This is a genomic window from Lelliottia nimipressuralis (assembly GCF_041464075.1).
Classification (GTDB): Bacteria; Pseudomonadota; Gammaproteobacteria; order Enterobacterales; family Enterobacteriaceae; genus Enterobacter; species Enterobacter nimipressuralis.
This window is the reverse complement of record NZ_CP167172.1, coordinates 4429944-4442918: the sequence shown is the minus strand read 5'-3', so window position 1 is coordinate 4442918 and position 12975 is coordinate 4429944. Positions and strand designations below refer to the sequence as shown.

At 58.0% G+C, this 12975-nt stretch carries 8 protein-coding genes and 1 rRNA gene; all 9 read left to right on the top strand.

Going from position 1 to position 12975, the window contains the following annotated elements:
* The first annotated feature begins 2 nt into the window (after positions 1–2).
* The 9 genes from rrf to bcsD all read left to right on the top strand — a co-directional run bounded on the left by rrf (position 3) and on the right by bcsD (position 12972).
* Positions 3–118: ribosomal RNA gene (gene rrf, locus ACB496_RS21305) — 5S ribosomal RNA — on the top strand.
* A gap of 146 nt (positions 119–264) precedes the next feature.
* The gene (murB, locus tag ACB496_RS21300) at positions 265–1293 is read left to right on the top strand and encodes a UDP-N-acetylmuramate dehydrogenase (protein WP_371973692.1); all 1029 of its coding nucleotides are present in this window, start codon (positions 265–267) and stop codon (positions 1291–1293) included.
* Complete coding sequence (gene birA, locus ACB496_RS21295) at positions 1290–2252, top strand: bifunctional biotin--[acetyl-CoA-carboxylase] ligase/biotin operon repressor BirA (protein ID WP_102105261.1); 963 nt, start codon at positions 1290–1292, stop codon at positions 2250–2252. Before murB ends, birA begins: the two co-directional genes overlap by 4 nt.
* A 530-nt stretch (positions 2253–2782) precedes the next feature.
* Positions 2783–3280, top strand: a complete 498-nt coding sequence (bcsO, locus tag ACB496_RS21290; protein ID WP_371973690.1) for a cellulose biosynthesis protein BcsO — start codon at positions 2783–2785, stop codon at positions 3278–3280.
* Complete coding sequence (bcsQ, locus tag ACB496_RS21285) at positions 3271–4074, top strand: cellulose biosynthesis protein BcsQ (protein WP_129034734.1); 804 nt, start codon at positions 3271–3273, stop codon at positions 4072–4074. The genes bcsO and bcsQ overlap by 10 nt, the downstream gene beginning before the upstream one ends.
* A gap of 18 nt (positions 4075–4092) precedes the next feature.
* Positions 4093–6192: a UDP-forming cellulose synthase catalytic subunit gene (gene bcsA / locus ACB496_RS21280; RefSeq protein ID WP_107702658.1), complete on the top strand. Its 2100-nt coding sequence runs from the start codon at positions 4093–4095 to the stop codon at positions 6190–6192.
* Entirely contained in the window at positions 6189–8471 is a 2283-nt protein-coding gene (gene bcsB / locus ACB496_RS21275; protein WP_371973687.1) for a cellulose biosynthesis cyclic di-GMP-binding regulatory protein BcsB, read from the top strand. Before bcsA ends, bcsB begins: the two co-directional genes overlap by 4 nt.
* Entirely contained in the window at positions 8468–12493 is a 4026-nt protein-coding gene (locus ACB496_RS21270; protein WP_371973685.1) for a cellulose synthase subunit BcsC-related outer membrane protein, read from the top strand. Before bcsB ends, ACB496_RS21270 begins: the two co-directional genes overlap by 4 nt.
* Positions 12493–12972: a cellulose biosynthesis protein BcsD gene (bcsD, locus tag ACB496_RS21265; RefSeq protein WP_129034738.1), complete on the top strand. Its 480-nt coding sequence runs from the start codon at positions 12493–12495 to the stop codon at positions 12970–12972. Before ACB496_RS21270 ends, bcsD begins: the two co-directional genes overlap by 1 nt.
* Positions 12973–12975 lie beyond the last annotated feature (3 nt).

Genomic DNA, 12975 nt, shown 5'->3' with positions numbered 1-12975 from the left:
TGCCTGGCGGCTTTAGCGCGGTGGTCCCACCTGACCCCATGCCGAACTCAGAAGTGAAACGCCGTAGCGCCGATGGTAGTGTGGGGTCTCCCCATGTGAGAGTAGGGAACTGCCAGGCATCAAACAAGTGAAAAGGCCATCCGCAAGGATGGCCTTTTTGCGTTTTTGTCGTACATCAGATCCCCTTTACTACGCGTCAAACTAATCCCCCATCCTCCCACATATACGGTAAACTATCCCTGATTTTGCATCAGGATAGCATCTATGAATCACTCCCTTAAGCCCTGGAATACCTTTGGCATTCAACGTAATGCTAACAATATCGTGCGTGCAGAGAACGCTCAGCAACTGCTCGATGCGTGGAAAACCGCCACTGAAAATCACCAACCTGTCCTGATTCTTGGTGAGGGAAGTAACGTTCTCTTTCTTGATGATTTTGCCGGTACGGTTATTGTTAACCGCATTTCAGGCATCGATGTCACCGAGACAGACGACAGCTGGTATTTGCACGTCGGGGCAGGTGAAAACTGGCACAATCTGGTGCAATTCACCCTGGAACACGGAATGGCTGGCCTGGAAAATCTGGCGCTTATTCCCGGCTGTGCAGGATCATCCCCCATTCAAAATATCGGTGCCTACGGCATCGAGTTAAAACACGTTTGTGAGTATGTCGATTGCATTGAGCTGGCGACGGGCAAAGCCAGCCGGTTGACCGCTGAACAGTGCCGTTTTGGCTACCGCGACAGCATCTTCAAGCATGAGTATCAGGATCGTTATGTCATTGTTTCTGTAGGACTTCGCCTGGCAAAACAGTGGCAGCCAGTACTAACGTACGGTGATTTGACTCGCCTTAACCCGCAGACCGTAACGGCTCGCGAAGTGTTCGACGCCGTCTGCCACATGCGCATGACAAAGCTGCCCGATCCAAAGGTGAATGGAAACGCCGGCAGCTTCTTCAAAAACCCGGTGATCAGCAGCGAAACAGCGCAAACGCTGCTCGCCCAATGGCCAAACGCGCCACATTATCCGCAGGCTGATGGCAGTGTAAAACTGGCTGCGGGCTGGCTTATCGATCAATGTCAGTTAAAAGGTGCGGTTGAAGGGGGGGCAGCGGTGCATCGCCAGCAAGCCCTGGTGTTAATCAATGAAAATAATGCGACCAGTGAAGATGTTGTGCGTCTGGCGCACCACGTTCGCCAGTGCGTAGGCGATAAATTCAACGTTTGGCTTGAGCCAGAAGTTCGCTTTATCGGTCGTACAGGTGAAGTGAACGCCGTGGAGACGATTGCGTGAAAGATAACACCGTACCCTTAACGCTGATTAGCATCCTGTCTGATGGGGAATTTCACTCTGGCGAGCAGCTGGGTGAACATCTCGGGATGAGTCGTGCCGCCATTAACAAACATATTCAGACCCTTCGCGACTGGGGTGTGGACGTTTTCACTGTTCCGGGAAAAGGGTACAGCCTGCCCGAACCTATCCAGTTACTGGATGAATCAGTGATTTGCCGCCAGCTTGATCAGGGTAAAGTGACGGTCTTGCCGGTTATCGATTCCACGAATCAGTATCTGCTCGACCGTATCAGCACCCTCAACTCCGGCGACTGCTGCGTCGCGGAATACCAGCAAGCCGGTCGTGGTCGTCGTGGCCGCAAATGGTTCTCACCCTTTGGTGCCAACCTTTACCTGTCGATGTTCTGGCGCCTTGAGCAAGGCCCGGCGGCGGCAATTGGCTTAAGTCTGGTGATCGGCATTGTGATGGCCGAAGTGTTACATGACCTCGGTGCCGATAAAGTCCGCGTAAAATGGCCGAACGATCTCTACCTGAACGATCGTAAACTTGCAGGCATATTAGTGGAACTGACAGGCAAAACCGGCGATGCGGCGCAAATCGTGATCGGCGCAGGTCTCAATATGGTCATGCGACAAGTTCAGGCGGATATCGTTAACCAGGGCTGGATTACGCTGCAGGAAGCGGGCATCACGATGGACCGCAACACGCTCGCCGTTCGTCTGATTAAAGAGCTGCGTGAGGCGTTGACGCTCTTTGAGCAGGACGGACTTGCACCTTTCCTCTCCCGCTGGGAGAAACTGGATAACTTTATTCATCGTCCCGTAAAACTGATCATTGGCGACAAAGAAATCTTCGGGATTTCACGCGGTATTAACGCCCAGGGCGCACTCCTGCTGGAACAGGATGGCATTCTGAAGCCGTGGGTGGGCGGAGAAATCTCCCTCAGAAGCGCGGAATAATCAAAGGGAGCCACTGGCTCCCTTTTTTAATCTCCATTTATCTCGCCCTACCTAAACGGGTAGGTTTCAAAGATCAGTAATGAGAAGAAGGGGTTAGTGATTTTCTCAAAATAATAACGACATAAAAGTATTTCTAAATATTTCACAGGGTAACGTTTTATTAAAATGACATTCATCCTGGTTGGTTTTTAATTCTTAGTATTTTCAAGTTAGCAATTTATCACGCTGCTTTTATTGTTATTTTCCCTCCTAAATCGCCACAGTTTTGGTTAGTTTAAACCAAAAACACTTCGATATTTTTATGTGTTAAAAACAGTTAGCATGTGTCGAGTCGATGTTTAAGCTTATGCCGTAAATAAGCAAATCGGTAATAAACCCATAATTTAAACATGCCAAAAATAAGCGTTCGGTTTAAACCGAAACGTGAATGTACGCCTGCGCCTGAATAAAACACGTCTGTTGATCGTGAATGGCCACTGTAGTCAAAACGTGGTGTGTACATTATTTATTTGTAAATCATGAGTATAACTATGAATCATTATGATGATTTGCAGCGATTTAAGGATAAAACGCGCAATCAAGCGCTCGATTTCAAAGACTTTTCAGGGCAAAACCAGGTGAGCGAGCAAGGGAGTTGGGCCATTCTCAACCAGCTTCAGCCACAGGCTGAAAACGATACTTTCGCGCACAGGGGGCATGTGTCTCTAGCCGCGCCGCAGCCTGTCAGTGCAGAGACCTTCACTCAGGCTGAGGCAACGCCATTACCCGATGTTGCTGCTGTCGATATCATTCCATCCAACGCCTCGTCGATTTTTCAGGGCGTTGCTGAGCAACTTGCTACTCATGCAGAAAGTCTCCCGATGCCCACACCTACGCCGGTTCGCGTCGCGACACCGGCACCCGTCCATGCCCCGACAGAGGTGAATTTTTCACGTCTGTTTGCGCCTGCTACAAGTGCGCCAAAACCCGCGGCTGAAAAGAATCAGCCACTCAATTCCCTGCTGGAAAGGATCGCCACATGCCGTTAGTTTGCGTTTGCTCGCCGAAGGGCGGCGTGGGGAAAACGACCATGACCGCAAACCTGGCTTATGCGCTGGCGCGCTCGGGCAGCAAAGTATTAGCGCTGGATTTTGATGTGCAAAACGCGCTGCGTCTGCACTTCGGCGTGCCGCTTGCCGACAGCCGGGGTTACGTTGCCAAAGCCGCGGAATCCTCCGACTGGAGCCAGTTTGTCCTCACGGCGGGCGGAAACCTGTTCGTGCTGCCGTACGGCGACGCCAGCGAAGATCAGCGCATGGCGTTTGAAGAGCGACTCAAGAACGATGAGCACTTCCTCACGCGCGGGCTGAGTACGCTGCTCAACTATCCGGGCCTGATTATTGTTGCTGACTTTCCTCCTGGCCCGTCACCGGCGCTAAAAGCGATGTCGCGCCTGGCCGATCTGCATCTGATCACGCTGCTGGCAGACACCGCTTCACTCTCACTGCTGCCGCAAATTGATAATCAGCGCCTGACGGGCGGGGTGCTCAACCACAAAGCCGGACACTATTTCGTCCTCAACCAAAGTGACAACCGCCGTCAGATCAGCCGCGATGTCACCACCTTCGTGGAGAATAAACTCGGCGACAAGCTGCTGGGTGTGGTTCACCGCGATGAAAGCGTCGGAGAAGCCAACGCCTCTCAACAGTCCATATTCGACTTTAGCCCGGCGTCAGCCGCCGCCTTCGACATTGAGCTTATTGCCAAAAAAGTCGCAGGTATTCTTGGCGTAAAAGTGGGCGACGGCACTGTCCATACCCTTCCGCGTAAGTCAGGGTTTTAACTCCACCCAGGACGACCTATGAAAAAGTTTCTTTATATTTTGCTGACGTTAGCAATGCTTCCCGTCGCGCTGCTGATCGTCATCACGCCAATGGACAGCCAGAAACAATATATCTTTGGCTTTATTAGCATTGGCCTGCTGTTTTTAATGGGCTTCAGCAAAAGACGCAGTATCTCCGTGATTATGGTGGTGATGTCATTATTGATGTCGACCCGCTATATGTATTTCCGCCTGACGCAAACCCTGCATTTTAATTCCGAGATTGAGACCATTCTCGGGATGGGACTTTTTCTGGCAGAGGTCTACGTCTGGGTCCTGCTCTTGCTGAATTATCTGCAAACCATCTGGCCGCTCAAGCGCGAGATCGTGCCGCTGCCGGATGACATGTCGCTCTGGCCGACGGTCGACGTCTATATCCCCACCTATAACGAATCGCTGGATGTAGTGCGCGATACGGTCCTTGCCGCGCAATGTATCGACTACCCGCGCGACAAAATGAAGATCTACCTGCTCGATGACGGCAAGCGTCGCGAGTTCGCCGTCTTTGCGGCAGATGTCGGCGTGGGATACATCACGCGCAACGACAATTCCCATGCGAAAGCGGGCAACCTCAACCACGCGATGAAACTCACCCAGGGCGAGCTGATCACCGTTTTTGACTGCGACCACGTCGCCACGCGCATTTTCCTGCAGGCCACCGTGGGCGGGTTCCTGAAAGATCCGAAACTGGCGCTGGTGCAGACGCCGCACTACTTCTACTCACCCGATCCGTTCGAGCGTAACCTCTCCGTCGGGCGCAATATCCCGAACGAAGGGACGCTGTTCTACGGCCCGATTCAGCAGGGCAACGACAACTGGAACGCTACTTTCTTCTGCGGTTCGTGTGCTGTAATTCGTCGCAGCGCGCTGGAGGAGATCGGCGGCTTCGCGGTAGAAACGGTCACGGAAGATGCCCACACCGCGCTGAAAATGCAGCGTCTCGGCTGGAAATCCGCGTTTCTCGATATTCCACTGGCAGCAGGCCTCGCAACCGAACGTCTGGTGCTGCACGTTATTCAGCGTACGCGCTGGGCGCGCGGGATGACGCAGATTTTCCGTCTGGACAACCCACTCTTTGGCCGCGGGCTGACCATCCAGCAGCGTCTGTGCTACCTCAGCGCCATGCTTTACTACCAGTTTGCCCTGCCGCGCATCGCCTTCCTGACCGCGCCGCTGGCCTATCTGCTGTTTAATCTCAACATTATCCACTCCTCGGCGGGGCTGGTCTTTGCCTACGCGCTGCCGCATCTGTTCCTGGCGATTTACCTGAACTCGCGCATGAACGGCCGCTATCGCTACAGCTTCTGGGGCGAAATCTATGACCTGGTGCTGGCGTTCCACCTGGTACTGCCCACCGTGGTCACCATGGTTTTCCCGAAGCGCGGCAAGTTCAACGTAACGGACAAAGGGGCGCTGCTTAACGTCGGTTATTTCGATTTCCGCGTCGTGCGCCCGCACCTGGTGATTGCGATCCTGCTGGGCATTGGCGTCATCGCCGGTATCGTCCGCGCCTGCGCTCACGACTACTACGGCGTTGATCCGAGCGTGATCGCCCTGAACGTCGGTTGGGGACTCTACAGCCTGATCTTCCTGCTGGCGGCGATTGCCGTCGCCCGGGAAACGCGCCAGACGCGCAAAACCATCCGCATCGAGGTCAAAATCCCGGTGCTGATCCACTACGCCAGCGGGATTTCCTCCCGTAGCCAGACCGCCGATCTGTCGATGGGCGGCTGTCGCGTAGAGCTGCCGGACGATCGCCATCTGACAGATGACATCGAAGAGGTCGAGCTGCTGCTGCAATCAGGCGCAATCAGCATTCCGGTCAACGTTGTCGCGACGGACGAACACTTTATCCGCCTGATGTTCGAAGATATTCCTCTGGCGCGCCGCCGTGAGCTGGTGCGCGTGGTGCTCGCGCGTGCAGATGCGTGGATCCAGCCACCGAAACCGCAGGACAACCCATTCCGTTCGCTGTTCACCATCGTGCGCTGCGTGTTTGATCTCTTCTGGCTGACGTGGAAAACGCGTCGGGAAAACCGGCGTGCGCAAGCGCAGGTGCAGGAGGACGGCAACGCATGAAACAGCTGACAAAACTCACCTTGCTTGCGGCATCACTGTTTGCATTGCCGCTCCACAGCGAAGAGACCACCGTCGCCTCGCTGCTACCGGTCGAAATGCCTGCGCCAACGGCGGCTGCGCTTCCGACTTTTGTCCCTTCGACGGTAAACAGCATCAGCGTGGCGCAGATGGGCCAGCCGCAGGGGCTGGTCTTGAGCGGCGGCCAGCTTCAGGGGGGAATGAACTTCACCCTGCCGGTCGATCAGGTGATCACGAATGCCCAGCTCTCGCTGAACCTGAAAGTCTCGCCAGCGATGGCGACACGTAACGCCACCCTGCAGCTGATGCTCAACGGACAGCCGCTGGGTACCGTGCCTCTGGGCGCGGCGGACAGCGATATCTCCCGCTTCCAGCTGGATATTCCGGCGGCGCTGCTGGTCTCCAGCAATAACCTGAGCCTGCAGATCAACGACGGCGACGCGATGCAGTGCCAGCGCGATCTGTCGGATAAATATCGCGTCACCATCCTGCCGGATTCCCGGTTCGAGCTGGAAGGGCAGCAGCTGGATATCGGCTCGGACCTGAGCCATTTCCCGCGCCCGTTCTTCGACAGTATGCAGATGACGCCTGCGGCCATCGCTTTTGCCTTCGCCCCCACGCTCAGCAGCGACGCACTCAGCGCAGCGGCGCTTATCTCCTCCTGGCTGGGGATTCAGGCTGACTATCGCGGCGTCTCTTTCGCGGCGTTGCACGACACCCTGCCGGAGAAAAACGGCATTCTGATTGGCCATCCGGGTGACAAAATCGGCGGCCTGACGCTGCCGCAATCCACCGAGCCGATGCTGCAGGTGATCGATAACCCGGCGAACCCGGTGTACAAACTGCTGCTGGTCGTCGGGAACGACGACGCGGCGCTACGCACGGCGGCATGGCGACTGACGCGCGGCAACTTTGCCCTGCAAACCGCCAGCATGTCGATCCCCGCGCAGACGATCCCGACGAGCAAGCCTTACGATGCGCCGCGCTGGATCCCAACGGATCGTCCGGTGAAGCTCTCGGAGCTGATCCGCAAGGATCAAAGCCTGACCGTCACCGGGATCTGGCATGCGCCGCTGCGGGTGGCTTTCCGCGCCGCGCCGGACCTGTTCCTCTGGGACGGGGAAACCATTCCGCTGCACATCGGCTACCGTTTCCCGACGGAGAGCTGGATTGACGAAAACCGGTCCTGGCTCAGCATGACCCTGAACGACACCTTCCTGCACAATCTGCCGGTGAACAAACAGGGCGCGCTGGAAACCTTATGGCACAAAGTGGGCGGCGACGCGCGGCAGGAGAAGTTTGATATGCCGCTTGAGCCGTACATGATTTACGGCGACAACCAACTCTCGCTCTATTTCAACATCACGGCGAAAGAGAACGCGCCGTGCAGCGTGCTGCTGAACAACAACATCAAGAGCCGCATCGATGAAGACTCGTGGATCGATCTGAGCCACACGCGTCACTTCTCGCTCCTGCCGAATCTCTCTTACTTTGTCGGCGCGTCGTTCCCCTTCACGCGTCTGGCGGACTACTCCCAGACGGTGCTGCTGTTGCCTGAACAGCCAACGGAGACGCAAATCGCCACGCTGCTGGATATGGCGGCGCGTTCCGGTAACGCCACCGGCACTGCGCTGTACAACAATCGCGTGGTGCTTGGCGTGCCCACGGCAGGCGGCAATCTTGAGCTTCTGCGCACGCGTGATGTGCTGGCGGTCAGCGGTATGGCGCAGCACGACTTTAACCAGGCCCTGCTGAACGCATCGCCGTTTACCTTCCACGACAACACGCTGGGCGTGCGTACGCCGTCGACCTGGCAAAAACTGCAGCGCTGGCTGGCGGGCGACTGGACCTCCGACGGCGTCGAAGCAGACCGCTATTTCTCCTCCAACGAAGCGTGGCGCGGATTTGTCAGCTTCCGCTCGCCGTGGAGCAGCGACCGCCTGGTAGTGATGGCGCTGGGCAGCAACGACGACCAGCTCTCGCGCCTGCATGACGACTTAACCTCCGCGCGCATCAACGCCGGAATTCGTGGCGACGCGGCAATTATCACCAACGAAAACGGTGTGCGCAGTTTCCGCGTCGGCTCGCAGTTCCCGAGCGGTGAAATGCCTGCCCACATGATGATTGTCTGGTATGCCAACCAGCACTCGGCGCTGCTGGCGATCCTGGGTCTGATCATGAGTTCGCTGGCCGGTCTGGGCTTGTACGCCTGGCTGAAAAAGCGTGCGCGTAAGCGCCTGAATCCGGAGAGCGGAAAGTGAAAAAAAACAGTCTACAATCGGTCCTCTGTCTTTCCGGTGTGCTGGCCTTTGGCGGCACCGCGCAGGCGGCGCAAAACGAGGCGGCGCTGAAGGCGCTGTTTGACCAGGCCAACTACTGGCACGAAAAATCCCACGACGATCTGGCGAGCGAGTCGCTGAAAAAGGTGTTGATGGTCGATGCCAACAACACCCAGGCGCTCTACCTGATGGCCCTGTGGGCGCAGCAAAACGGCGATTTGCAGGCGGCGGCGCAGTGGCGCGCGCGGCTGGCAAACGTCTCGCCAAATGATGGCGGCCTGCAGGCGCTGGATAATGCCAAACAGATGACTCAGGTTCCGCAGGGCACGCTGACGCTGGCTCGCCAGCAGGCGCGCAGCGGAAACATTCCGGCGGCGCTGGCGACCTGGAAAACGCTGTTCAACGGCGACACACCGCCCGCGAGCCTCGCGCCGGAGTATTACCAGACGATGGGCAGCGACAAATCCCTCTATCCAGAGGCTCTGGCTGAGCTGCAGCGTTTTGCGGCACAAAATCCGCAGGACAACGCCGCACGCGTGGCGCTGGGCAAAATGCTCACCTGGCAGGAGAGCACGCGCCGCGACGGGATCATTCAGCTGCAGCAGATGGCGAGCGGCAGCAAAGACGCGGATGCAGGCCTGCGTCAGGCCCTGCTGTGGTTAGGGCCAAAAGCAGGTGACGAGCAGTTCTACGACACCTGGCTGCAACGCCATCCGCAGGACAGCGAAGTGCAGGCGTACTACCGCAAAAACGTGGGCGGCGCGGCGAAAGGCGAAGGCTTCACGGCGCTCAACAGCGGCAACACCGATGCCGCCAGACGTCAGTTTGAGCAGGTGCTGCAAACCAACCCGCAGGACGCCGACGCGCTCGCCGGGATGGGCTACATCGCGCAGCGCAGCGGTGACTATCAGTCTGCCGCGCAGTATCTCGGACGCGCAGCCAGCCAGGGCGGCGACGCCTCCACCGAACGCCAGCAGCAGGCCGACGACGCTGCCTTTTACGGTCAGCTCGCTCAGGCACAGCAGGCGCTGAAAGAGGGCAACGTCAGCCAGGCGCTGGCGCTTTCGGCTCCGTTGGTGCAGCAAAGCGGTGAACGCGGCACGGCGGCTCGCCTGTTCCGCGCCGATGTGTTGCGTCACAACAAAGATTATCCACAGGCCGAACAGACCCTGCGCGAGCTGCTGAACCAGCAGCCAAACAACGGTGCCGCGCGGGAAAATCTCTATTACGTCCTGAAAGAGCAGAACAAAACCGCAGAAGCCCAGGCGATGCTGCGCACGCTGCCCGCCAGTTTGCAGGCGAAACTTCAGCCGCGCGTGGTAACCGGTTTACCGGGCGATCCGATTCGTCGTCAGGCGCAGCAGGCGGCGGCAAGCGGGAATACTCAGCAGGCGATCGCGGTTCTGCGCGAGGGGATTACCCGTCTGCCGGACGATCCGTGGCTCCGCCTCGATCTGGCACGTTTGCTGCAAAAATCCGGTGCCGACGGCGAAGCCGCTTCGGTGATGCAGCCCGCGTTTCGTCAGGGGGCGGGGGCCAGTTCGCTGTATGCTGCGGCATTGTTCGCCAGCGAAAACGGAGCGTGGCAGCAGTCGCAAACCATTCTGTCGCGCATCTCACCCGCCAGCCAGACGCCGCAAATGCGCGAGCTGGCTCAGCGCGTGAACTACAACCTGCAAATGGCGACGGCAGAGCGTTACCTGGCGCAGGGCAATTCCGTCGCGGCGGCCAATACCCTGAAAACCCTCTCAACGCGCCCACCGGAAAACCCGGCCGATGCGGGGAAACTGGCGCGAATGCTGGCGCAAAGTGGCGATCTGACGGGCGCGGTGGCGGTGGTGCGCAGCAATATGCGTGAGGGTGTGCAGGGTAACGCGGGCGATTACGCCGATCAGGTGTCAGTGCTCAATCAGGCCGGGCTGAGCGGCGAAGCCCAGAGCTTCCTCGCGAATCCGGAACTGCTGGCGCGCAGCACGCCGACTCAGCTGGCGGGCGTGCGTAACGGATATGTGATCAACGAAGCCGACCAGCTGCGCGAGCAGGGCAACTATGCGGCAGCGTATGACAAACTGATCCGCGCCCTGCAAAGCGATCCGCAAAATACCGACCTGATGTTTGCGATGGCGCGTCTGTATCAGACCGGCAAAATGAACAAAGAGGCGGGTGTGGTCTACGACTACCTGATGACGCGGGATACGCCGGATCAGGATGCCCGCGCGGGCGCCATCGACGTGGCGCTGGCTGAAGACAACGTGGTGAAAGCGAAGCAGCTTGCCAACGGGCTGCAAAATAACAGCTCGCCGGAGCGCCTGGTGTTACTGGCGCGTCTGGAAGAAGCCCAGGGCAACCATCAGCAGGCGATGACCTATCTGCGCAGCGCACGCGGCAAACTGCTGGGTCTGCAATCCACCAACAGCGCGGCGACGCCGACGATGGGCGGTTTGCTGCTGGCGGATAACCCGTTCGTAAGTACCAGCCGCACTGCTCAGGCAGTCGGCGCTACGGCCTCCAGTGATAACGGGCTGCCGTGGCAACTGGCGCAAACGGCACGCGAGCCAGGCTCGACGCTGCCGGGCACCACGCGTCCCGATCTGCCGCAGGAGACGGCCCAGAGCCGCACCTTGCGTCAGGTCGATGAGATGATGCAGCAGATGAACGAGCAGACCGGTATGTGGCTGCAGGGCGGGGTGGACGTACGCGGGCGCGATGGCGAATCGGGCACCAGCAAGCTGACGGAAGCCAAAGCACCGCTCACCTGGTCCAGCTCGCCGTTTGGTGAGTCTCGCTTCGAATTCACCGCGACGCCCATTACGCTCAGCGCGGGCAGTGCCAGCGGTGACGCGTGGCGCCGCTTCGGCTCTAATCCGCTGGCAAACGCCGCGTCGAACATGGTGGCAACGGCGACCAACGAGCAGAAAGCTATTGCAGCGATGAATGCCACGGAGCGTGCAACCTATCTTGCCGCGCACCCGGGGGCTGCATCGCTGGTGGGTTTAGGCGATCTGGACAGCAACGACTTTAACCTGACGAGTTCCGACGGCCAGCTGAATCTGGCGAAACTTGGAGCCTACGACGGCGGCAAGGTCGGGGAATACCTTGAAGCCTCGAACCTGAAGGCCAACGTCAATCAGCCAGGGGATGTTTCTACGGATGCGCAAAAAGCGAATGGCGTGGAGCTGAACATGGCGCTGAGCGGGAAGGATTATCGGCTTGATGTCGGCAGCACGCCGCTGGGACAGGATCTGAGCACGCTGGTGGGCGGCGTGAAATGGTCGCCAAAACTGACCAATTACCTGTCGCTGATCATGACCGGAGAGCGCCGCGCGGTAACAGACAGCCTGTTATCTTACGTGGGGCTGGAAGACAAATATTCCGGCAAACGCTGGGGGCGCGTCACTAAAAACGGCGGCAGCCTGCAGCTGAGTTATGACGACGGCGATGCCGGTTTCTACGCGGGCGGCGGTGGTTACAGCTATCTCGGTGAAAAGGTGGCGAGCAACACCAGCATCAATGCGAACGCCGGGGTCTATCTGCGTCCTTATCACGACGACTTCCGCGAAGTGAAAACCGGGCTAAGCATGAGCTGGATGGATTTCTCAAAAAATCTCAGCCAGTTTACCTTCGGCCAGGGCGGATACTTCAGCCCGCAGAACTACGTTAGCGTCTCGCTGCCGATCGACTACGCGCAAAAAATCGATAACTGGAAGCTGAAACTGGGCGGCTCGGTGGGCTACCAGTCTTACAGCCAGGACAGCAGCGACTACTTCCCGACTAACGACAACTGGCAGCAACTGCTGGAAGGGGCCGTCGAGAGCGGCTTTGCGAAAGAAGCGACCTACAAAGGCACCTCTGAAAACGGCATTGGCTACACCGTCCGCGCCGGGGTCGATTACAACGTCAACAAAGACATGACCATCGGCGGCAAGGTCGGTTATGACACCTTTGGCAGCTATAACGAAAGTACGGCGGGACTCTATTTCCGCTACATGCTGGGAGATAAATAATGACAACGACGCTGGAAAACCCTGCGATCCTGAGCTGGTTTCGCGCGCAGCAAACGCCGGAAGGCTGGTTTGACCTACTGGCGCTGATCGTTGACGGCATGGTGCGTAACGTCGGTGAGCTGGAGAGCCAGCCGTTCCTGCATCAGATGGGCGTGGCGCTGGCCGAACAGTTCCCGTTGCCGCCATCAGAAACGGTGGGCGAACTGGAAGCCAACATCAACGCCCAGCTGGCGCGTTTTGGTTGGGGCTGCGTGGAGATCAACACCACCGACACCGACCTCACCCTGCGCCATCTGGCGCTGCCCGTAAGCCGCCGTGAGGACCAGCAAAGCCGCTGGTGTCACGCCTTCTGTGCAATACTGGAAGGGCTGTACGTCCGCTGGATGCAGGGGCAGGGCGGGAAAGCGCATGTGACGGTGAGTCGCGAGCGTCTTAATTCCCTTTCGGACGTGCAGTTCCGTTACCACAACCCACAGTGAGTA